This is a genomic window from Burkholderia sp. AU27893 (genome assembly GCF_002223205.1).
In the GTDB taxonomy this organism is placed as follows: domain Bacteria; phylum Pseudomonadota; class Gammaproteobacteria; order Burkholderiales; family Burkholderiaceae; genus Burkholderia.
Window position 1 is genome coordinate 399,340 of record NZ_NKFD01000002.1, and the last position, 21,269, is coordinate 420,608.

General features: G+C 68.2%; 17 protein-coding genes. 5 read left to right on the forward strand and 12 right to left on the reverse strand.

Annotated features, from left to right (window positions below; all coding sequences use genetic code 11):
* Positions 1-166 precede the first annotated feature (166 nt).
* From CFB47_RS14980 to CFB47_RS14990, 3 genes are read right to left on the reverse strand one after another with little or no spacing between them, the layout of a single operon-like run.
* On the reverse strand, positions 167-1,690 hold the full coding sequence (locus tag CFB47_RS14980; protein ID WP_089456840.1) for an efflux transporter outer membrane subunit: 1,524 nt from the start codon (positions 1,688-1,690) through the stop codon (positions 167-169).
* Positions 1,690-4,890: an efflux RND transporter permease BpeB gene (gene bpeB / locus CFB47_RS14985; protein ID WP_039368427.1), complete on the reverse strand. Its 3,201-nt coding sequence runs from the start codon at positions 4,888-4,890 to the stop codon at positions 1,690-1,692. The genes CFB47_RS14980 and bpeB overlap by 1 nt, the downstream gene beginning before the upstream one ends.
* Positions 4,891-4,905: 15 nt before the next feature.
* On the reverse strand, positions 4,906-6,180 hold the full coding sequence (locus CFB47_RS14990) for an efflux RND transporter periplasmic adaptor subunit (protein WP_089456841.1): 1,275 nt from the start codon (positions 6,178-6,180) through the stop codon (positions 4,906-4,908).
* 401 nt (positions 6,181-6,581) lie between these two features.
* Between CFB47_RS14990 and CFB47_RS14995 the strand changes: the two genes are divergently transcribed.
* Positions 6,582-7,223, forward strand: a complete 642-nt coding sequence (locus CFB47_RS14995; RefSeq protein WP_089426224.1) for a TetR family transcriptional regulator — start codon at positions 6,582-6,584, stop codon at positions 7,221-7,223.
* A gap of 100 nt (positions 7,224-7,323) precedes the next feature.
* On the opposite strand, the gene CFB47_RS15000 is transcribed toward CFB47_RS14995, so the two are convergent.
* Positions 7,324-7,989 (reverse strand): cysteine hydrolase family protein, encoded by a 666-nt coding sequence (locus CFB47_RS15000; protein WP_089440914.1) that lies wholly within the window; start codon positions 7,987-7,989, stop codon positions 7,324-7,326.
* Positions 7,990-8,141: 152 nt separating this feature from the next.
* Here CFB47_RS15000 and CFB47_RS15005 point away from each other — a divergent pair, with 152 nt between their 5' ends.
* Entirely contained in the window at positions 8,142-9,164 is a 1,023-nt protein-coding gene (locus tag CFB47_RS15005; RefSeq protein ID WP_089461573.1) for a helix-turn-helix domain-containing protein, read from the forward strand.
* A 42-nt stretch (positions 9,165-9,206) separates the two neighbouring features.
* Here CFB47_RS15005 and CFB47_RS15010 read toward each other — a convergent pair whose 3' ends face one another.
* From CFB47_RS15010 to CFB47_RS15035, 6 genes are all read right to left on the reverse strand, one after another.
* Complete coding sequence (locus CFB47_RS15010; protein WP_089440916.1) at positions 9,207-9,914, reverse strand: CoxG family protein; 708 nt, start codon at positions 9,912-9,914, stop codon at positions 9,207-9,209.
* Positions 9,915-9,942: 28 nt separating this feature from the next.
* The gene (locus CFB47_RS15015) at positions 9,943-10,302 is read right to left on the reverse strand and encodes a DUF427 domain-containing protein (protein WP_089440917.1); all 360 of its coding nucleotides are present in this window, start codon (positions 10,300-10,302) and stop codon (positions 9,943-9,945) included.
* A gap of 132 nt (positions 10,303-10,434) precedes the next feature.
* Positions 10,435-10,872, reverse strand: coding sequence for a carboxypeptidase-like regulatory domain-containing protein (locus CFB47_RS15020; RefSeq protein WP_089440918.1), 438 nt, complete (start codon positions 10,870-10,872; stop codon positions 10,435-10,437).
* 105 nt (positions 10,873-10,977) lie between these two features.
* A complete protein-coding gene (locus tag CFB47_RS15025) occupies positions 10,978-12,462 on the reverse strand; it encodes a DegQ family serine endoprotease (protein ID WP_089461574.1) in 1,485 nt (494 codons plus the stop codon).
* Between the two features lie 111 nt (positions 12,463-12,573).
* Positions 12,574-13,920, reverse strand: coding sequence for an ATP-binding protein (locus tag CFB47_RS15030; protein WP_089456846.1), 1,347 nt, complete (start codon positions 13,918-13,920; stop codon positions 12,574-12,576).
* A gap of 3 nt (positions 13,921-13,923) precedes the next feature.
* Entirely contained in the window at positions 13,924-14,586 is a 663-nt protein-coding gene (locus tag CFB47_RS15035) for a response regulator (RefSeq protein ID WP_021164091.1), read from the reverse strand.
* Positions 14,587-14,773: 187 nt separating this feature from the next.
* On the opposite strand from CFB47_RS15035, the gene dacB reads away from it, so the two are divergent.
* The 3 genes from dacB (at position 14,774) to CFB47_RS15050 (ending at position 18,846) form a co-directional block, all read left to right on the forward strand.
* Positions 14,774-16,306: a D-alanyl-D-alanine carboxypeptidase/D-alanyl-D-alanine-endopeptidase gene (gene dacB / locus CFB47_RS15040; RefSeq protein ID WP_089456847.1), complete on the forward strand. Its 1,533-nt coding sequence runs from the start codon at positions 14,774-14,776 to the stop codon at positions 16,304-16,306.
* Between the two features lie 399 nt (positions 16,307-16,705).
* Positions 16,706-17,620, forward strand: coding sequence for a sterol desaturase family protein (locus tag CFB47_RS15045; RefSeq protein ID WP_089461575.1), 915 nt, complete (start codon positions 16,706-16,708; stop codon positions 17,618-17,620).
* A gap of 95 nt (positions 17,621-17,715) precedes the next feature.
* Entirely contained in the window at positions 17,716-18,846 is a 1,131-nt protein-coding gene (locus CFB47_RS15050; protein ID WP_089461576.1) for an SGNH/GDSL hydrolase family protein, read from the forward strand.
* A gap of 109 nt (positions 18,847-18,955) precedes the next feature.
* On the opposite strand, the gene CFB47_RS15055 is transcribed toward CFB47_RS15050, so the two are convergent.
* Both CFB47_RS15055 and CFB47_RS15060 read right to left on the reverse strand, forming a co-directional pair.
* Positions 18,956-19,984 carry an L-threonylcarbamoyladenylate synthase gene (locus CFB47_RS15055; protein WP_089461577.1) on the reverse strand — a complete coding sequence of 343 codons (1,029 nt, stop codon included), beginning with the start codon at positions 19,982-19,984 and terminating at the stop codon, positions 18,956-18,958.
* 11 nt (positions 19,985-19,995) lie between these two features.
* The gene (locus CFB47_RS15060) at positions 19,996-21,207 is read right to left on the reverse strand and encodes a 5-(carboxyamino)imidazole ribonucleotide synthase (protein ID WP_089456851.1); all 1,212 of its coding nucleotides are present in this window, start codon (positions 21,205-21,207) and stop codon (positions 19,996-19,998) included.
* Positions 21,208-21,269: the final 62 nt, after the last annotated feature.

The window sequence follows — 21,269 nt, forward strand, 5'->3', positions numbered from 1 at the left end:
GCACCGGAATCCGATACGCGCATCGTCACCCCAACCGTCTTCGCGCCGCACGAATCGACTACGCAAAAGAAAACGCCACGGACTTTCGTCCGCGGCGTTTTCGATTCCGCAACCAGCCGGTTCGAAGGACAAGCGCGATCGAAACCACGCCGGCCCCTCCTTGCGCTTACCCGTTCGTCGCCGTTGCCGACGCAGGCGCCGGAGCGGCCGCCTTGTCGTAGTCGACCGGTGCATCCGGCGCGCGCGGCGTTTCGCCGGCGCGCTGAATCCAGCCGCCGCCCAGTGCTCGATAGAGGGTCACCAGGTTCGTCCAGCGTGCCAGACGTGCGCTGATCAGCGTCTGCTGCGCCGAATACAGATCCGTCTGCGCGGTCAGCACCGACAGGTAGCTGTCGACACCGTTCTTGTAACGCAGGTCCGACAGGTCGAAACGTCGCTGCTGCGCGTGCTCGTTGCGCTCGAGCGCCGCGATCTGCTGGTCGTACGTGCCGCGTGCGGCGAGGCCATCCGACACTTCGCGGAACGCCGTCTGGATCGCCTTCTCGTAGTTCGCGATCTCGATGCGCTTCTGCACGTGCGCAAGATCGAGGTTCGCGATGTTCGAGCCGCCTTCGAAGATCGGCAACGCGATCTGCGGCGCGAACGACCATGCCGCCGTGCCGGCCTTGAACAGGCCGCCGAGCGTCGGGCTGCCGGTGCCGAACGCGCCCGTCAGCGAGATCTTCGGGAAGAACGCCGCGCGCGCCGCGCCGATGTTCGCGTTCGCGGCCAGCAGCGTCTGCTCGGCCTGCATCACGTCAGGACGACGCGTGAGCAGATCCGACGGCAACCCGGCCGGCACGTCCGTCAGCAGGTTCTGCGCGTCGAGCGGCATGCCCGCCGGCAGATCGTCCGGCAGCGGCTCGCCGATCAGCAGCACCAGCGCGTTCAGCGCTTGCGCGCGTGCCCGTGCTTGCGCCTGCTGGTTCGACAGCGCCTGCTCGACCACCGTCTGCGCCTGACGCAGCTCGAGCTCGGAGCCCGTGCCGTTGTCGAACTGCAGCTTCGTCAGGTTGTACGAGTCCTGCGCCGTCTTCAGCGTGTTCTCCGTGACCTTCAACAGATCGTCGGTCGACAGCAGCGTCAGGTATTGATCCGCCACCTGCGACACCAGCGAGATCTCCGACGCCTGCCGCGCGTACGACGTCGACAGGTACTGCGCGAGCGCCTGATCCTTCAGGCTCTGCACGCGGCCGAACAGGTCGAGCTCCCACGACGCCGACAGCCCGACGTTGTAGGCGCGCGAGATGTACGGCGCGCCGGTCTGCGAAAGACCCTGCGGCACGCGCTGGATATTGCCCGTGCCCGTACCGTCGAGCGTCGGGAACAACCCGGCGCGCGTGATCTGGTACTGCGCACGCGCCGCCTCGATGTTCAGCACCGACACGCGCAGGTCGCGGTTGTTTTTCAGCGCGATCTCGATCAGCCGCTGCAGGCGCGGATCGACGAAGAACTCGCGCCAGCCAATGGCGGTTGCGGCTTGCCCGTTCGCGCTGCGCGCGCCGGCCGCACCCGGCTGCGTCGCGTAGACGCCGCCGGCCGGGTACGCCTGCGCGACGGGCGCGTCGGGCCGCTTGTAATGCGGCGCCATCGTGCAGCCCGTGGCAAAGAGCGCGACCGCGATTGCAGTCAAAGCGTGTTTTTGCATCATCACTGTCCCTTGTTGCCTTCGTCGCCGTTGCCCGGCTTCTCTTCGTGGTGCGAGTGCTCCTGAGCCAGGCGCAGCGCCTCGTCGACGTCTTCCTTCTCGCCGCTGAAGATCGCGCGGATCTTCACGAAGAACATCGGGATCATGAAGATCGCGAGGAACGTCGCCGTGATCATCCCGCCGATCACGCCCGTGCCGATTGCGTGCTGGCTGGCCGAACCCGCGCCGTTGCTGATCGCGAGCGGCATCACGCCGAGAATGAACGCGAGCGACGTCATCAGGATCGGACGCAGCCGCAGGCGCGCCGCTTCCAGCGCGGCCTCGATCGGCCCCATCTTCTCCGTCATCTGCAGTTCGCGCGCGAACTCCACGATCAGAATCGCGTTCTTCGCGGACAAGCCCACGGTCGTCAGCAGGCCGACCTGGAAGAACACGTCGTTCTCGAGGCCGCGCATCGTTGCCGCAAGCAGTGCACCGATCACGCCGAGCGGCACCACCATGATCACCGAGAACGGGATCGACCAGCTTTCATACAGCGCCGCGAGACACAGGAACACGACGAGGATCGAGATCGCGTACAGGATCGGCGCCTGCGAACCGGACTGGATTTCCTGGAACGACAGGCCCGTCCACGAGTAGCCGATACCGACCGGCAGCTTCTTCGCGATCTGTTCCATCGCAGCCATCGCCTGACCGGTCGACTTGCCCGGTGCGGCCTGACCCTGGATTTCCATCGCCGACACACCGTTGTAGCGCTCGAGCTTCGGCGAACCGTACGTCCAGTGACCGGTCGCGAACGAACTGAACGGCACCATCCCGCCCGACCCGTTGCGCACGTACCAGATGTTCAGGTCTTCCGGCGTCATCCGGAACGGTGCGTCCGCCTGCACGTAGACCTTCTTGATCCGGCCGTCGGTATCCAGGAAGTTGTTCACGTACTTCGACGCCCAGGCGATCGAGAACGTCTGGTCGATCGCATCCGCCGTCACGCCGAGCGCGTTCGCCTTCTCGCGATCGATGTCGACCTTGTACTGCGGCGTATCGTTCAGGCCGTTCGGACGCACACCCTGCAGCGTCGGATCCTTCGAGGCCATCCCGAGCAACTGGTTACGCGCGGCCATCAGCGCATCGTGGCCGAGACCCGCGTTGTCCGTCAGCTCGAAGTCGAAGCCGGCAGCGGTGCCGAGTTCAGGAATCGACGGCGGGTTGAACGGGATCACGATCGCGTCCTTGTAGCCCGCGTAGCGCCCGAACATCCGGCCGATCAGCGCCTGCACCTTCTGGTTCGCATGCTGACGCTGCGAGTAGTCCTTCAGGCGAACGAACACGAGACCGGAGTTCTGGCCGCGGCCGGCGAAGCTGAAGCCGTTGACCGTGAACGCCGATTCGACGATTTCCTTCTCGTCCTTCAGCAGGTAGTCGGAAATGTTCGCGAGCGTCTTCGCGGTCGTTTCCTGCGTCGAGCCCGACGGCGTCTGCACGATCACGAACATCAGGCCCTGGTCTTCATCCGGCAGGAACGACTTCGGCAGGCGCACGAACAGCAGGCCGACCGCGACGATCACGACGAGGTAGATGATGAGCCAGCGGCCCGAGCGCTTGATCACGTGGTGCACGCCGACGTGGTACTTGTCGCGGCTGTTGTTGAACGTGCGGTTGAACCAGCCGAAGAAGCCCTTCTTCTCTTCGTGATGCCCTTGCGGGATCGGCTTGAGGATCGTCGCGCACAGGGCCGGCGTCAGAATCAACGCGACGAGCACCGACAGCACCATCGCCGACACGATCGTCAGCGAGAACTGACGATAGATCGCGCCGACCGAGCCACCCGAGAACGCCACCGGCACGAACACCGCCGACAGCACTAGCGCCACGCCGACGAGTGCGCCGGTGATCTGGCCCATCGCCTTGCGGGTCGCCTCCTTCGGTGACAGGCCCTCTTCCGCCATCACCCGCTCGACGTTCTCGACCACCACGATCGCATCGTCCACCAGCAGGCCGATCGCGAGCACGAGGCCGAACATCGACAGCGTGTTGATCGAGAAGCCCACCATCGACATGATCGCGAACGTGCCGAGCAACACGACCGGCACCGCGATCGTCGGGATGATCGTCGCCCGCAGGTTCTGCAGGAACAGATACATCACGAGGAACACCAGCACGATACCTTCGAGCAGCGTCTTGACCACTTCCTCGATCGACAGCTTCACGAACGGCGTCGTGTCGTACGGGTACTTCACGACGAGGCCGTGCGGGAAGAACGGCGCCAGTTCGTCGATCTTCGCGCGCACGGCCTTCGCGGTCGCCAGCGCGTTCGCGTTGGTCGCGAGCTGGATACCGAGTGCCGCGGTCGGCTGACCGTTGTACTTGGTGTCGAAGTTGTAGTTTTCACCGCCAAGCTCGAGCTTCGCGACATCCTTCAGGCGAACCTGCGAGCCGTCCTGGTTGACCTTCAGCAGGATGTTGCCGAACTGCTCGGGCGTCTGCAGCAGCGTCGATTCGGTGATCGTCGCCTGCAGCATCGTGCCCGGCGTGGACGGCGTGCCGCCGATCTGGCCGCCTGCGATCTGCACGTTCTGTGCGGAGATCGCGGTCGACACGTCGACCGGCGTGAGGCCGTAGTTCGTCAGGCGCGTCGCATCGAGCCAGACCCGCATCGCGTACTGCGAGCCGAACAGCGTGACGGTACCGACGCCGTTCAACCGGCTGATCGGGTCCTTCACGTGCGACGCCACGAAGTTCGCGAGGTCGTACTTGTTCATGCTGCCGTCTTCGGAGTTGAAGGCGAGCACCAGCAGGAAGCTGCTGCTCGACTTCGTCACCGAGAGGCCGAGCTGCTGCACGACCTGCGGCAGAATCGGCGTCGCGAGCGACAGCTTGTTCTGCACCTGGACCTGTGCGATGTCGGCGTTGGTACCCGGCGCGAAGGTCAGCGTGATCGTCGCGTTGCCCGAGTCGTCACTGGTCGACGACATGTACAGGAAGTTGTCGAGACCGCTCATCTGCTGCTCGATCACCTGCGTCACCGTGTCTTCCACCGTCTTCGCGGAAGCGCCCGGGTAGTTCGCGGTGATCTGGATCGAGGGCGGCGCGATCGTCGGATACTGCGAGATCGGCAGCGTGAAGATCGCCGCAACCCCGGCCAGCATCAGGATGATGGCGATCACCCACGCGAAGATCGGGCGATCGATAAAAAACTTTGCCATGAAACAGGCTCCCTGTTATTGCGCGCTCGAAGCAGCGGCAGCACTCGCCGGCGCGGCGCCCGATGCGGCAGCACCGGAAGCGGCAGCGGCGCCGGAACCGGCGGCAGCCGGCGCGGCGGTGGCGGCGGCGCCCGATGCGGCTGCGGCCGCCGGTGCGAGCTGTGCCGGTACCGACTTCACGGTCGCACCCGGGCGCACCTTCTCGCCGCCCTGCACGATCACGTGGTCGCCCGCTTGCAGACCGCCTTCGACGATCCAGTTCGGACCCTGCATGCCGGTGGTCTTCAGCGGACGCGGCTCGACCTTGTTGCTGGCGTTCACCACCATCGCGATCGCCTGGCCCTTCTGGTCATGCGTGACGCCGATCTGCGGCACCAGGAACGCGTTCTCGTTCACGCCTTCCTCGATCCGTGCGCGCACGAACATGCCCGGCAGCAGCACGCGGCCCGGGTTCGGGAACACCGCGCGGATCGTCACCGAGCCGGTGGCCTGGTCGACCGTCACGTCCGAGAACTGCAGCTTGCCGGCTTCCGAGTAGGTCTTGCCGTCTTCCAGGATCAGCGACACCTTCGCGGCGCCCGGGCCGCTCGTCTTCAGGCGGCCGCTCTGCACGTCCTGGCGCAGCTTCAGGCCTTCGAGGCTCGACTGCGTGAGGTCGACGTACACCGGATCGAGCTGCTGCACCGTCGACATCAGCGTCGCCTGGCTCGCCTGCACGTAGGCGCCCGGCGTCACTTGCGAAATGCCGACACGGCCGGTGATCGGCGACACGACGTCGGTATAGCCCAGGTTGATCTGCGCGGTATCGACCGCCGCCTTGCCGGCCGCGACGTCCGCCGCGGCCTGGCCCTGCGTGGCCACTGCGTTGTCGTAGTCCTGCTTGCTGACCGCGTTCGCGGCCACCAGCACCTTGTAGCGCGCGACCAGTGCGTTCTGCGTGACGAGGTTCGCCTGCGCCTTCGCGAGCGTTGCCTTCGCGCTGTTCAGTGCGGCGATGTACGGCGCCGGATCGATCTTGTACAGGCGCTGGCCGGCCTTGACGTCGGTGCCTTCGGTGAATTCACGACGCAGCACGATGCCGTCGACTCGTGCGCGCACCTGCGCGACGAGGAATGCGCTGGTGCGGCCCGGCAGTTCGCTGAAGACCGGTACGGCTTGCGGTTGGACGGTGACGACGCCGACTTCCGGCGTTTGCGGCGGCGGTGCCGATTCTTTTTTCCCGCACGCGGCCAGGAAAACGGCGGCCGTCGCGACAGTGATTAAGCGGTATGGAACCCGTTCGACGCGCATGGAGCGACCTCTGTGTATAACCAATGGAATAAGTGCCGCACCCCACCGGAGGGAGCGCGACACGGATGCGCCTCACGGCGCAGATCGAACACCTGAAATACTGGACTGCCAGATACAGCAAGCGGCACGAAACCTCCGTGCCGACAGGTTGCCCCGCACTGCGGACTGGAACTTGGGCGGGAATCAGCAGAGTGGGATATTAACTGATTGCCACTTGGGTCATTCGATCGTAGGGTGGTATTGTATATACATTCATGAATGTATGTAAAAAGCCCGTTTGTGCCCCACCCGCTGTCCAGTCTTACAGATTGTTACCAGCCGCAAGCATAGCCAGTCTATATGACTGCGCAGAGGGTTGCAGACCCTATATTCACCTACGATCATTCCAATCAGGCCTGCACATGGTCAGACGTACCAAGGAGGAGGCGCTCGAGACGCGTAACCGCATTCTCGACGCCGCCGAACACGTGTTCTTCGAGAAGGGTGTGTCGCACACGTCGCTCGCGGACATCGCCCAGCACGCCGGCGTGACGCGCGGTGCGATCTACTGGCATTTCGCGAACAAGAGCGAACTGTTCGACGCGATGTTCGACCGCGTGTTTCTGCCGATCGACGAGCTGAAGCGGATGCCGCTCGACGCGCCGGGCGGCAATCCGCTCGAGAAGATCCGGCAGATCCTGATCTGGTGCCTGCTCGGCGTGCAGCGCGACGCGCAGTTGCGCCGCGTGTTCAGCATCCTGTTCATGAAGTGCGAGTACGTCGCGGATCTGGAGCCGCTGCTCCAGCGCAACCGTGCGGGCATGAGCGAGGCACTGCACGCGATCGATGCCGATCTCGCGGGGGCCGTGCGGCTCAAGCTGCTGCCCGAGCGGCTCGATACGTGGCGCGCGACGCTGATGCTGCACACGCTCGTCAGCGGTTTCGTGCGCGACATGCTGATGCTGCCCGACGAAATCGACGCCGAGCAGCATGCGGAAAAGCTCGTCGACGGCTGTTTCGACATGCTGCGCTTCAGCCCGGCGATGCTGAAGGACGGCGACTGACCGCGCGACGAGCGCTCGCTTGCGGGGTGGTTTGTTTCATCGGGCGGCGCGCGGGGCCGCGCCAACGCGCTGCCCGCGCCCTCCCCCTCTCCCTTGCGTTTCAGGCCGCCGTCGCGCGCTGCGCGCGTGCCCGCCGGTTCGACGCGACGACCGAATCGCGCGTCGGCATCGGCGCACCGGCCAGTCCCGCGATCCACGCGTCGGTCGACATCACGGCCGCGAAATTCGACTGGAACACGACCGCGTACGTGCGGTGAATCTCCTCGGCGCTTACCGCGCCTGCTTCGTTCTCGTACGGCAGCGCACCCGTCGCGTCGTTCAGGTACTCGACATTCAGCCCCGCGTGCGCCGCGTGATAGACCGTCGACGCATTGCAGTTGTGCGTCATGTAGCCGGCCACCGCGAGCGTGTCGATCCCGTGCGCGTCGAGCCACGCGGCGAGGTCGGTACCGGCAAACGAGCTTGCCAGCCTCTTCTCGATCAGGTGCGCATACGGCCGGCCGGCAACGACCGCGTGCAGCGCGACGCCGTCGGAGCCGGGCGCGAAGATAGGCGCGCCGGCCGGTGCGACGTGCTGGACCACGATCACCGGCACGCCGGCCGCATGCGCGGCATCGATCGCGCGGCCGATGTTCGCGAGCGACACGTCGAGCGGCGGATAGTCGATCGGCAGGTTGCCCGTCACGTATTCGTTCTGGACGTCGATCACGATCAGTGCGCGACGGGGAACGGTTTGGGAAGCGGAAGGCGGGACGACGTTCGACATGACGGGCTCCTGGTGCGGTGGCGCGGCCCCGCCCCGGAACGGGACGGCCAGCGGCGCGATGCGATGCATTGTCGGCGCGCATCGCTCACGGGGACAGTGGCCCGATAGCCATTCTTCGATAGAATCGGGCCATCGCCACTCCGAAGCCTGCCATGACTGCCGCCGCCTCGCCCACCCGGACCGCCCAGCCTGCTCCGACCGTCGTTGCCGTGATCGCATATGACGGCATCAGCCCGTTCCATCTCTCGGTGCCGTCGGTCGTATTCGGCAAGGAACGCGACGCGGCCGCCTCGCCCGCGTTCGAGTTCCGCGTCTGCTCGGCCGAACGTGGCCCGCTGTCGACGACGGGCGGCTTCACGATCACCGCGCCGTACGGGCTCGATGGGCTCGACGACGCGGACATCGTCATCGTGCCGGCATGGCGCGACCCGGACGAAGCGCCGCCCGACGTGCTGCTCGACGCCGTCCGCGCGGCCGCCGCGCGTGGCGCGCAGCTCGTCGGGCTGTGCCTCGGCGCCTACGTGCTCGCCGCGGCCGGCCTGCTCGACGGCCGCCCGGCCACCACGCACTGGGCGTGGGCCGACGACTTCGCACAACGCTTTCCGCGCGTGAAGCTCGATCCGGACGTGCTGTACGTGGACGACGGCAACCTGATGACGTCGGCCGGCACGGCCGCCGGGCTCGACTGCTGCCTGCACGTCGTCCGGCTGCGCTTCGGCTCGGACGCCGCGAACCAGATCGCGCGCCGCCTCGTGATCCCGCCGCACCGGCAAGGCGGGCAGGCGCAGTACGTGCCGCAGCCGGTCGCCGCGCACCCGCGCGATGCGCGGCTCGCGGGCCTGCTCGACTGGGTGCGCGCCCACCTCGACGCCGCACACAGCGTCGATTCTCTCGCCGAACGCGTGCTGATGAGCCGGCGCACGTTCACGCGCCACTTCCGCCAGGCGACCGGCACGACCGTCACCGCATGGCTGCAGGCCGAGCGGCTCGCGCGCGCGCAGCATCTGCTGGAAACCACCGGGCAATCGATCGATGCGATCGCGCAGGCGGCCGGCTACGGGTCGAGCGTGTCGCTGCGCCAGCATTTCGCGGGCGCGCTCGGCACGTCGCCGTCGGCATATCGAAGGGAATTTCGCGGCGCCGGAGCCGGTGCCGGCGCCGATGTCGCGCGGTAACGCGCGCGGCGAGCAGGCCTCGCGGCGGAACCGGCCGGCCGCTCAGCCGCCGTTGAACCAGCGCGCCGCGTAAAGCAGCAGCGCGACGAAGACGATCATCGCGACCCACGCCCACACGGGCACCGTGCCTGCGCTGCGATGCGGGAGCGCGCCAGCGGCACGCCCGGTCAGCGCACTGCCAAAGTGCGGCGGCAACGCACGCTTCGTCGCGGCCACCAGCGACGCCGGCCGCAGGAACACGTGCTGGCGCCGTGGCGCGGCCGAGCGCGCGCGATTCGGTGCAAGCCCGTGCTTCGCCTGCACGACCGCGCAGAATTCGCGGAAGAAATCGTCGGTCCATTCGCGCAGCGTGTTTTCGATCTGCCGCCCCGGCAGCTCGGTGAGCGGGCCACTCGCCGTCGCCCAGACCACGTACTCGATGCGCGTGGCGTTCGCGTCGTCATCCGGCATCAGCACGAGTTCGACCTGGCCGCGCAGCGCGCCGAGCCCGTCGGCCCGCGCCTTGAAGTTGAGCACGCGGCGCGGCTGCCCTTCCGCGTCGCCCTGCTCGGCGGCCGCATGCGCACGCACGTCGTAGCGGGCACGCAGCGGGCCGAGCGGCACCGTGATCGTCAGCGCAAACGCGCCAGGCGCAAGCTTCTCGAAGGATTCGCAATGCTCGAAGCTCGCGCGCAGCAACGCGAGATCCTCGAATGCCTCCCGCACGACGGGCGGGGCGAGCGGTATGCGCAATGTGTCGTTCAGTTCCATGACGCCTCCCCGATGAACACGCGCCGCATCAGGACGTCTCGACGAGACTGTCGATCCTTGCAGCGTCGAAGGCAACGTATTGCGCGAGCGCCGACGCGGCCTCCTTCGGTTCCTCGTAACTCCATGCGGCGTTCTCGATCACGCCGTCCTCGGTCTGCAAGTCGAAGTGCACGGCCTCGCCCCTGAACGGGGAGGTCGACGTGACGCCTGATTTCACGAGCCGGCGCATGTTGACGTCGCGGCGCGGCAGGTAGTGGGTGTCCGGCAGACCCGTTTCGCGCACGGTCAGCGCGCCGTGCGAATCGGCATACGTGATGCCGCGATGGATCACACGCACGCGATGGCGGTTCGGCACGATTTCGAGGCGAGGGTCGGCTGCGTCGGACATCGTTTCTCCTTGGGGCGGCCAGGCCAAGCCGGGCTCAGGAAACGAAAAAGCCACGGCACGGATGCCGTGGCTTTCATTATGGGCGAAACCGCAGCCGAATGCGCAACCCCGGCCGGGGCCGCGCGCGGCGAGCTACTGCGCGCTCCACTGGAAGGCGGTTTTCGCGCCGCCCTTCGCGCCGACCGTGACGGCGTGGGATTCCTCGTTGCCCTGGTACGACGCCTGCACCGTATAGCGGCCCGGCGGCACCTTCACGAGCATGTACGGCCCGCGCGCGTCAGTTTTCAGCACTTCGGTACCCTTGCCGTCGACGATCCGCACGTGGACGTCGGCCAGGAACTCACCGCCCTTGCCGGTGAACCGCAGCGCCAGCGGCCAATTCGGCTCGTTGCGCTGGAACGCCGTCGATTCGTCCAGCCCGACGCCGCCGGACACGAAGGTGACGTCGCCCTGCTGGCGCGCGGCGGGCAAGCCGTCCGACTGCGCGTACGCGCCGGTCGCTCCGGCTGCGAGGCCGGCGGCCAGCGCCGCGGCGACGGCAAATCGGGACACGTTGCGTAGATATTGCATGGCTCTCTCCTTGGGGTCGGAACACATACAGGGCGCCGCGCCACACCTTCAGTACGGCGGCGGCGCCCGCCGCGGCCGGCCTGGCCGGCCATCGGCCGTCGCCGGTCAGCTCAGGTCGACCGGCACGAAGATCTGTGCATTATCGCGCTGGATCAGCAGAGCAAGACTGTTGCCCGCCCCCTTGACCGCGTCGCGCAACTGCTCGGGGCTCGTGACCGGACGGCCGTTGACCGCGAGGATCACGTCGCCGGGCTGGATGCCCGCGTTGGCGGCCGGCCCGCCGGCCTGCTGCACGATCAGGCCATGCGACAGGTTGGCGGCACTGCGCTCCTGCGGCGACAGCGGACGCACCGCGACGCCCAGGCGCCCCTGCTCGACCGGCCCGCCGTCGTTCGACGCGAGCTTCGCGTCGGCCATCGCGCCGAGCGTCACGCTGATCGACTTCTTCGACTTGTCGCGCCAGATCTGCAGGTCGGCCTTCGAACCCGGCTTCAGATTCGCGATCTGCGCGGGCAGCGACGTCGAATCGGCAACCGGCGAGCCGTTGACCGACAGGATCACGTCACCCGGCTGCAGGCCGGCCTTCGCGGCCGGGCCGTTGGCGTCGACCGAGCTGACGAGCGCGCCGTCCGGCTTCTGCAGCCCGAACGAGCTCGCGAGCGTCTGGTTCAGCCCCTGCACGGCGACGCCGAGGCGGCCGCGGCTCACGTGGCCCGTCTTCACGAGTTCGTTCTTCACCTTGATCGCTTCGTTGATCGGGATCGCGAACGACAGGCCCTGGAAGCCGCCCGTCTGCGAGTAGATCATCGAGTTGATGCCGATCACCTCGCCCTGCAGGTTGAACAGCGGGCCGCCCGAGTTGCCGGGGTTCACCGGCACGTCGGTCTGGATGAACGGCGTGTAGTTCTCGTCCGGCAGCGCGCGCGACTTCGCGCTGATGATGCCCGACGTGACCGTGTTGTCGAAGCCGTACGGCGAACCGATCGCGACGACCCACTGGCCGACCTTGCTCTGCGCCGGATCGCCGATCTTCACGGTCGGCAGGCCGCTCGCGTCGATCTTCAGCACCGCGACATCGGACTGCTTGTCGGAGCCGACGACCTTCGCCTTGTATTCGCGCTTGTCGGTCAGCTTGACCGTGACGACGTTTGCGCCGTCGATCACGTGCGCATTGGTGAGGATGTACCCGTCGGAGCTGATGACGAACCCGGAACCGAGGCTCGCGCTCGGCTGGTCGTCCGGCTGCGCGTCGCCGCCCATGCCCGGCACCTGGCCGTAGAAGTGCTTGAAGAACTGGTAGAACGGGTCGCTCGGATCGATCGGCAGCTGCGGCTGCGGCACGCGCCGCGACACCTGCTTCACGACGTGCTTCGCGCTGATGTTCACGACCGCCGGGCCGTAGGTCTCGACGAGCCCGGAGAAATCGGGGATGCCGGTCTTCGCGGCCGCTTCGGCCGGCATCAATGCGGCGGCCTGCGCGGGCGTGATGATCTGCGGATCGGCGCGGTGGGTGCCGGCGACATAACCGGCGGACAGGGCGGCCGCCACGGCGACCGCGACGGCGCCGCGCGCAAGGAATCGGGTGTTCATCGTAGGACCTCCTCTTTGTTAGGACGCAGCGTAACGACCCTGACTTAAAGGAGGCTTAATCAGCCTTAAGCGGGGCTTAAGCGGCTACCGGCGCCCGCGCAGGGTCGTGCTTCACACGGATTCGGACGGCTGCGGCGCCTCGGCCGGCATCTCGGCATCGCGAAACACGACGCTGACGAGCAGGCCACCCGCGGCCGCGTCGCCGAGCGACACCGTCGCGCCCTGCTGCGCGGCCACGCGCTTGACGATCGCGAGCCCGAGCCCGCTGCCCGACACGTCGGTGCGCGCCCGCGCGGAGCTGTCGCGGTAGAAGCGGTCGAACACGCGTTCGCGCTCGTCGGCCGGAATGCCGGGCCCGCTGTCGCCGATCTGCACGCACGCGCGGCCGGCCGCGTCGCGGGTCAGCGATACGTCGATGCGGCCGCCGTCCGGCGTGTACTTCACCGCGTTGTCGAGCAGGTTGCCGAACATCACGCGCAGCGCGCCGACGTCCGCGACGACGCTCGCCGCGCGCGTCTCCTCGAAGCCGAGATCGATGTCGCGCCGTTGCGCGAGCGGCGCAAGCGCGGCCACGCATTCGGCGAGCAGCGCCTGCAGGTCGACCGGCTCGCGCATCGTCGCGCCATCCGGTTCGGCGCGGGCGAGCGCGAGCAGTTGCTCGGTGAGGCGCGTCGCACGCGACACGCCATCCTGGAGATCGGCGATCGCCTCACGGCGCGACGCGTCGTCCTTCGCACGGGCAACGAGCTGCGCCTGGATCTGCACGGCCGCGAGCGGTGTACGCAGTTCGTGCGCGGCATCGGCCACGAAGGCCTTCTGCGTGTCGAGGGCGGCCGCCAGCCGCGCGAGCAGCCCGTTCAGCGCGCGCACGAGCGGCTGCACCTCGAGCGGCAGGCGCCCATCGGGCAGCGCATCGAGCGCTTCCGGCCGGCGCGCCTCGACCGCGCGCGTCACGCGGCCGAGCGGCGCGAGCCCGCGACCGACGATCACCCACACGGCCGCGCCGAGGAACGGCAACAGCACGATCAGCGGCCACAGCGTGCGCAGCGCGACGTTCGCCGCGAGCCGGTTGCGCACCGACAGCGGCTGCGCGAGCTGCACGACGTTGTCGCCGACGATCGCGCCGTACACGCGCCATTCGCCGCGATCGGTGCGTTCGGTCGAGAACCCGAGCTCCGCGCGCGGCGCGATCGGCGCACGCGGATGCGAGAAGTACATCAGCACGCCGTTGCGGTTCCAGATCTGGATCACGATGCCTTCGTCGCCGTTGGTGCGCGAGCCGAACACCTGCGAGAACGGCTCGGACGGCAACGCCGCGGCGATTTCCTGCAACTGGTAGTCGAACAGTTCGTTCGCTTCGGCGAGCGCCTGCCGGTAGATGAGCCAGCCCGCGAGGCCCACGCCCGCGACGACGATCGCGAGCAGCCAGATCAGCAATTGATGACGAATCGACCTCACGCGTCAGCTTTCCTTGACGACCATGTAGCCGAGCCCGCGCACGTTGCGGATCAGGTCCGAGCCGAGCTTCTTGCGCAGCGCGTGGATGTAGACCTCGACCGTGTTGCTGCCGATTTCCTCGCCCCAGCCGTACATCTTCTCCTCGAGCTGGCTCTTCGACAGCACCGCGCCGGGCCGCGCGAGCAGCGCCTCGAGCAGCGCGAATTCGCGCGCGGACAGCGCGACGGGCGCGCCGTCGAGCGTCACCTGGTGCGAAGCGGGATCGAGCGTCAGCGCGCCGTGGCGGATCAGCGATTCGCTGCGCCCGGCCTGGCGGCGGATCAGCGCGCGCATCCGCGCGCCCAGTTCGTCGAGGTCGAACGGCTTGACGAGGTAGTCGTCGGCGCCCGCGTCGAGCCCCTTCACGCGGTCGGCCACCGCGTCGCGCGCGGTGACGATCAGCACCGGCAGCGCCAGCCCGCGTGCGCGCAGCGTGCGCAGCACGTCGATGCCGTCGCGCTTCGGCAGGCCGAGATCAAGCAGCAGCAGGTCGTACGTCTCGCCGCCGAGCGCCGTCAGCGCGGCGTCGCCGTCCTGCACCCAGTCGACTGCGAAGCCGTCCGAGCGCAGCGCCTTGCGCACGCCTTCGGCAATCATTCGATCATCTTCGACAAGCAGAATCCGCATCGGGACAGGCATCCATGGGGCGAGTCAAACACGCCGACCATTGTAGCGCCGCGAACCGGGCGCGCGGCACCGTGCAATGCAACAGAAAGGCGGATTGCAAGGGGGCTGTCCGGACTTGTCTCTACAATGTGCGCTTTGGCGCCGCGCGCGCCCTGCCCGAACGTCGTGCTTCCCCCCGTATTCGCTCATGCCGATTTCCGATCTTTCCACCCGGTTCGCCCCCCGTGCCCGCGTCTGCCTGAAGGCAGCCGCCATCGTCGCCACCTGCACGGCCCTCGCCTTCGCGCCGCCCGCGCAGGCCCGCAAGAAATCCCACAAGGAAGCACGCAAGACGGCCGTCGTGTCGCCTGCCGCACGCGCGGCCGGCCTGCCGGCGTCGGTGCTCGTCGCGCTGCAGCGCGCGAAGGTGCCGGCGTCGGCGATGAGCGTCGTCGTCGAGCGCGTCGGCGATCCCGAACCGCTGATCGCGTGGAATGCGAGCCGGCCGATGATGCCGGCCTCGACGATGAAGCTCGTGACGACCTTCTCGGGCCTGTCGATCCTCGGCCCCGACTACCGCTGGCGCACGACCGCCTACACGGACGGCACCGTCGACCCGGACGGCACGCTGCAGGGCAACCTGTACATCAAGGGCACCGGCGATCCGAAGCTCGTGCCGGAAGAGCTGATCGATCTCGTCGACAAGCTCCGCAAGGCCGGCGTCAAGCGCGTGGCCGGCGGCCTCGTGCTCGACAAGAGCTACTTCGCGACGTCGACGCGCGATCTCCCTTCGTTCGACGACGACGCGAGCGCGCCGTACAACGTCGGCCCCGATCCGCTGCTGTACGCATTCAAGGCCGTGTCGTTCACCGTCACGCCGGGCGACGACGGCAAGGTGGCCGTCGACGTGCTGCCGCCGCTCGCGGACCTGTCGATCGACAACCAACTGGTCGAAGGCTCGGGCTCGTGCAGCGCGGCCGCCGCGGCCGCGCGCCCGACGCTGACGGCCGGCGGCGGGATCATGACCGCCTCGTTCGCCGGCGACTACCCGCTGCGCTGCGGCGCGCACACGACCAACCTCGCGATCCTCGATCACACGACGTTCTTCGCGCGCGGCTTCCTCGCGCTGTGGCAGCAGGACGGCGGCACGATCGCCGGGCCGGTGAGCGAGGGCAAGGTGCCGACCGCCGCGCGGCCCCTCGCCGTGCATCACAGCCCGGTGCTCGGCAGCATCGTCTACGACATCAACAAGTTCAGCAACAACGTGATGGCGCGCAACCTGTTCCTGACGATCGGCGCGGTCAGCGGCAAGCCGCCCGCGACGCCCGAGCAGTCGAGCCGCGTGATCCAGGCGTTCCTGCAGAAGAACGGCATCGCGATGCCCGACCTCGTGCTCGAGAACGGCTCGGGCCTGTCGCGCGAAGAACATGTGAGCGCGCTGTCGCTCGCCGCGCTGCTGCAGGCCGCGAACGCGAGCCCGGTCGCGCAGGCGTTCGTCGATTCGCTGCCGATCGCCGGCATCGACGGCACGATGAAGAACCGCCTCACCAACGCCGGCGTGCTCGGCAACGCGCACATCAAGACCGGCACGCTGCGCGACGTGCGCGCGATCGCCGGCTACGTCGCCGGTGCGGACGGCCAGAGCTACATCGTCGTGAGCTTCATCAACAACGATCACGCGGAAGCCGCGCGCGCCGCGCACGACTCGCTGCTCGAGTGGATCTACGCCGGCGCGCACTGACGTCGCCGCGCACCACGACATAAGGCACGCCGGCGGCCTGCTGCCGGCGCGCGTCGGCCCGCCGCGGCATCGGGCGCCGCCGCGTAACGTGTCGCCCTGACGCACCGCAGGGGCCGCCTGCCGGCCCCTGCGCACACCGAATCCCGCCCTCCCTGGTTTGAAACGCCGGCCGCCACCGGCGCGCGACACACCGCGCGCCACCCACGCCCGCAAAACAGGGCCACACCGCCCGCCCCCGTGCCGCGCGGCTTCCGTAAAAACCCTGTCCTCAGAGGGAACCCTCTACGCTGCCCCCTCGCCTAGCGCTTGGCGATTGCGTAGGCTGTTGGCCTGACCGATATCTACAACGGGCCATACGCCCGGCCTCAAGGCTTGCAGGGGAAAGAAGGAGACACGCCCATGCGATTCGACGTCGAATTGCTTCTGCTCGCGCTGGCGCCCGTCTTCCTGCTCTGCATCGCGTGGGAGGCCTGGCACCTCGCCCGCACCCGTGCGCAGGACGCTGTCTATGCGTGGCGCGACACACTGTGCAACGCGGCGCTCGCGCTGATGCACCAGGGCGCCGACAAGCTCGCGTGGCTGTTCGTGATCCCCGTCTATGCGTATTGCTACCAGCACTATCGCCTGTTCACGTGGCAGGACGGCTGGCTGTCGTTCGCGGTGCTGTTCGTCGCGCAGGATTTCCTCTACTACGTGTTTCATCGCGCGAGCCATCGCGTGCGCTGGCTGTGGGCCGCGCACGTCGTGCACCACTCGTCCGAGCGGATGAATTTCTCGACCGCGTTCCGCCAGAGCCTGATGTACCCGGTCGCGGGGATGTGGGTGTTCTGGCTGCCGCTCGCGTTCGCCGGTTTTCCGCCGCAACAGGTCGTCGGCATCGTGCTGATCAACCTCGCGTTCCAGTTCTTCGTGCACACGCAGGCGATCGGCAAGCTCGGCTGGCTCGAATACGTGCTGAACACGCCGTCGATCCACCGCACGCACCATGCGCGCAACCCACGCTACATCGACCGTAATTACGCAGGCGTCCTGGTGATCTGGGATCGCCTGTTCGGCAGCTATGTCGAGGAAACGCCCGACGATCCGCCGCAGTACGGAATCGTCGAGCGGCTCGGCTCGAACAACCCGCTCGTCGCGACGTTCCACGAGTGGGTGTCGATGGCCGGCGACGCGTTGCGCGTCGACGGCTGGCGCAACAAGCTGCGCGCGATTTTCGGCCCGCCCGAATGGGCGAGCGCTTATCATGCGCAGATTGCCGAGGCCGCGAACCCCGATCCGCGCACCGTGCCGCTCGCGGCCGCGCGAGACCAATAAACCGTTTCAGCCAACGGCCGCCGCGCAGCCCGGAACCGAGCAGGCACGCGGCAGATGAGAAACACATCAGGCCATATCTACGAGGAGATCGAACGATGCAGACACAACAACACGCACCCGCCCGCACCCGTCAGCGCATGCTGCGCACCGCGCAGCTCGCGATCGCCGGCGCCGCGCTCGCGCTGCTCGCCGCGTGCGGCGGCGGCGGTGACGACAACAACAACAGCGCATCGAACACGCCGCCGTCGGGCGTGAAAATGCAGGTCGTGTCGTTCGGCGACAGCCTGTCCGACGCGGGCACCTACTCGCAGATCAAGCTCGGTTTCGGCGGCGGCCGCTTCACGACCAACCCGGGCCAGGTGTGGACGCAGAACGTCGCGCAGTACTACGGCGACACGCTGCAGCCCGCGAACCAGGGCGGCTTCGGCATTCCGCTGCAGGCCACCGGCGGCCTCGGCTACGCTCAGGGCGGCTCGCGCGTGACGCAGCAGCCGGGCATCGGCCACGCGGACGCCAGCGTGCCGAACCCCGATTACGCACAAGCGACCACGACGCCGATCGCCGACCAGGTCAAGCAGTACGTGTCGCAGCACGGCAGCTTCAACGCCGGCCAGATCGTGCTGCTGAACGGCGGCGCAAACGACATCTTCTATCAGGTCGCGGCACTGCAGGCCGGCGCGATCACGCCGACGCAGCTGCAGCAGAACATCGGCGCCGCCGCGCAACAGCTCGCGGGCATCGTGCAGCAGATCGTCGCCGCCGGCGCGACGCACGTGTTCGTGTCGAACGTGCCGGACATCGGCGGCACGCCGCTCGCGCTCCAGGGCGGCGCGCAGACGACCCTCACGCAACTGTCGATGCTGTTCAACGGCACGCTCGCCGCGACGCTGCAGGCACTCAAGGTCGACACGACCAAGTACGTGCTGCTCGACACGTTCACGTGGCAGGACGGCATCCTCGCGAACTACAAGGCGAACGGCTTCGCCGTGTCGAACACCGACACCGCCTGCAATCTGAAGGCGATGGTCCAGGCCGCCACGCAGTACGGCGTCGCGAACGCAACCGCATTCGGCTCGTCGCTGTTCTGCTCGCCGCAGACCTACACGGTCGCGAACGCGGATCAAACCTACATGTTCGCCGACACGGTCCACCCGACGACGCGCCTGCATGCGCTGTTCGCGCAGTTCGTCGAACAGCAGATCGCGAAGTCCGGCGTCGGCAAGTAAGCCGCCGGCCACGCGCCCAAACGAAAACGCCCGACCGGTTTGCCGGTCGGGCGTTTTTTCATGTGCGGGAAACCGGCGCGGCGACGGTCGCGTCAACCGCGCGCCTTCGTCATTCGGCCGCTTCGAACGCTGCGGCGGCGCGGCCGAGCCGATCGTTGACCGCGATCCATTCGACCGTCTCCGGCAACTTTTCGACGAGGATGCGCGCGACCTGCGCGCGGTCGAGCGCACGCAGCATTCCGTACAGCTCGCGCGCATACGCGGACGGATCTTCCGGCGCCGCGACGAAATGCACGCCGTCGGCCTGTGCCCACTGCCCCGCGCGCGACGCGCGGGCGACCAGCGCGACGCGTTCGCCATCGGTTTGCGCGGCCGCGAGCAACGGCTCGAGCGCGTCGAACGGCAGCAGCGCGAGCGGCGTGCGCGGCGCGTAATGCGCCTTCAGCGTGCCCGACGCGCGCGGCGCGGTCGCGTCGCTGCCGTCAGGCAGTTGCGGCGCACGGCCGAGCACGGCGGCGATCTGCTGCGGCGTCACGTGCCCCGGGCGCAGCAGCGCCGGGAAGCCGCGCGACAGGTCGAGAATCGTCGATTCGATACCGACTTCCGATGCGCCGCCGTCGAGCACGTGCACGGTGTCGCCGAATTCGTCGCGCACATGCTGCGCGGTGGTCGGGCTTACATGGCCGAACCGGTTCGCGGACGGCGCAGCCACGCCGCCATGCCCGCCGCGCCGCGCGCTGAACGCGGCCAGCAGCGCCTGTGCGACCGGATGCGACGGGCAGCGCAGCCCGACCGAATCCTGGCCGCCGCTCACGGCGTCCGGGATGCGCGCGTGGCGCTTCAGGATCAGCGTCAGCGGGCCCGGCCAGAACGCATCGATCAACGCCTGCGCGTCGGCCGGCAGATCGGCGGCCCAGTAGCCGGGATCGCCACCTGGCGGCAGGTGCACGATCACCGGATGATTCGCGGGCCGCCCCTTCGCCGCGTAGATGCGCGCGACGGCCTCGGGATTCGCCGCATCGCCGCCGAGCCCGTAGACGGTTTCGGTCGGAAAGGCGACGAGCTGGCCCGCGTCGAGCAACGCGGCGGCCGCGTCGATCTGAGCAGCCGTCACGGCGTTCGGGAGATCGATGGACATCGGCTGGCGTCTCAGTCGAGCGGCACGCGCAGCAGCTGCGCGCACGCGGTGGCCGCGGCGACGGCTTCGTCGCGCGTTTCGGCCGTGAAGTTCACGTGGCCCATCTTGCGGCCGATACGCGCCTCTTCCTTGCCGTACAGGTGCAGGTGCGCGGTCGGCATCGCCGCGACCGTGTCCCACGGCGGCGTGACGGCATCGGCCGCCGCACCTACGCCGGCCGCACCGTTCGGGAACCACACGTCGCCGAGGATGTTCAGCATCGCGGCCGGCGAATGCTGGCGCGGGTTGCCGAGCGGCATCCGCGTCATCGCACGCACCTGCTGCTCGAACTGGCTCGTGGCGCACGCATCGACCGTGTAATGGCCGGAATTGTGCGGGCGCGGCGCCATCTCGTTCGCAACGAACGAACCGTCTTCCAGCACGAAGAATTCGACGCACAGCACGCCGACGTAGCCGAGCGTATCGGCGATCCGCACGGCCGCCTGCTGCGCCTCTTCGACACGCGCGGCATCGGCGGCCGGCGCGGGCACGACGGTCAGCGCGAGGATGCCGTTGTGGTGCACGTTCTGCGCGAGCGGGAACGCGGCCGAGCGGCCGTCCGCGCCGCGCGCGATCAGCGCCGACACTTCGTATTTCAGCGGCAGGCGCTTTTCGAGCACGCACGGCACGCCGTTCAGCGCCGCATGCGCGTCGCGCACTTCCTGCGCGGTGCTCACCCGCACCTGGCCCTTGCCGTCGTAGCCGAGGCGCGCCGTCTTCAGGATGCCCGGCAGCACCGCGTCGAGCGCGGCATCGTCGAGCGCGGCGAGCGCCGCCGACGATTCGATCACGACGTGCGGCGCGACGGGCACGCCCGACGCTTCGATGAAACGCTTCTCCGCGATCCGGTCCTGCGCGACCGCGACGCAGCGGCCGGCCGGTGCGACGAACGTCGTGCGCGCGAGGAAATCGAGGCTCGCGGCCGGCACGTTCTCGAATTCCGTCGATACCGCGTCGCACAGGTCGGCCAGTTCGGCGAGCGCGGCTTCGTCGTCATAGGCCGCGCGCAGGTGGCGGTCGGCGACCGCGCCGGCGGGGCTCGTCGGATCGGGATCGAGCACGGCGACGCGATAGCCCATCGACTGGGCGGCAAAGCAGAACATGCGGCCGAGCTGGCCACCGCCAACCATGCCAAGCCACGCGCCGGGCAGGATCGGGGAAACGGAATCAGGAGTTGCGGTCATGTCAGTGGTCGGTCGCGGCGGGCGCTGCCCGCCGCAAGTGGGGAGGTCAGGCAGCCGCTCGA

Coding starts and splice junctions, on each gene's coding strand:
- CFB47_RS15005 (WP_089461573.1), top strand. CDS start 8,142: ATGACTGCCGCCGCCTCGCCCACCCGGACCGCCCAGCCTGCTCCGACC.
- CFB47_RS15010 (WP_089440916.1), bottom strand. CDS start 9,914: ATGGAACTGAACGACACATTGCGCATACCGCTCGCCCCGCCCGTCGTG.
- CFB47_RS15050 (WP_089461576.1), top strand. CDS start 17,716: ATGCAGACACAACAACACGCACCCGCCCGCACCCGTCAGCGCATGCTG.
- CFB47_RS15025 (WP_089461574.1), bottom strand. CDS start 12,462: ATGAACACCCGATTCCTTGCGCGCGGCGCCGTCGCGGTCGCCGTGGCG.
- CFB47_RS14980 (WP_089456840.1), bottom strand. CDS start 1,690: ATGATGCAAAAACACGCTTTGACTGCAATCGCGGTCGCGCTCTTTGCC.
- bpeB (WP_039368427.1), bottom strand. CDS start 4,890: ATGGCAAAGTTTTTTATCGATCGCCCGATCTTCGCGTGGGTGATCGCC.
- dacB (WP_089456847.1), top strand. CDS start 14,774: ATGCCGATTTCCGATCTTTCCACCCGGTTCGCCCCCCGTGCCCGCGTC.
- CFB47_RS15020 (WP_089440918.1), bottom strand. CDS start 10,872: ATGCAATATCTACGCAACGTGTCCCGATTTGCCGTCGCCGCGGCGCTG.
- CFB47_RS15015 (WP_089440917.1), bottom strand. CDS start 10,302: ATGTCCGACGCAGCCGACCCTCGCCTCGAAATCGTGCCGAACCGCCAT.
- CFB47_RS14995 (WP_089426224.1), top strand. CDS start 6,582: ATGGTCAGACGTACCAAGGAGGAGGCGCTCGAGACGCGTAACCGCATT.
- CFB47_RS15055 (WP_089461577.1), bottom strand. CDS start 19,984: ATGTCCATCGATCTCCCGAACGCCGTGACGGCTGCTCAGATCGACGCG.
- CFB47_RS15045 (WP_089461575.1), top strand. CDS start 16,706: ATGCGATTCGACGTCGAATTGCTTCTGCTCGCGCTGGCGCCCGTCTTC.
- CFB47_RS14990 (WP_089456841.1), bottom strand. CDS start 6,180: ATGCGCGTCGAACGGGTTCCATACCGCTTAATCACTGTCGCGACGGCC.
- CFB47_RS15035 (WP_021164091.1), bottom strand. CDS start 14,586: ATGCGGATTCTGCTTGTCGAAGATGATCGAATGATTGCCGAAGGCGTG.
- CFB47_RS15060 (WP_089456851.1), bottom strand. CDS start 21,207: ATGACCGCAACTCCTGATTCCGTTTCCCCGATCCTGCCCGGCGCGTGG.
- CFB47_RS15000 (WP_089440914.1), bottom strand. CDS start 7,989: ATGTCGAACGTCGTCCCGCCTTCCGCTTCCCAAACCGTTCCCCGTCGC.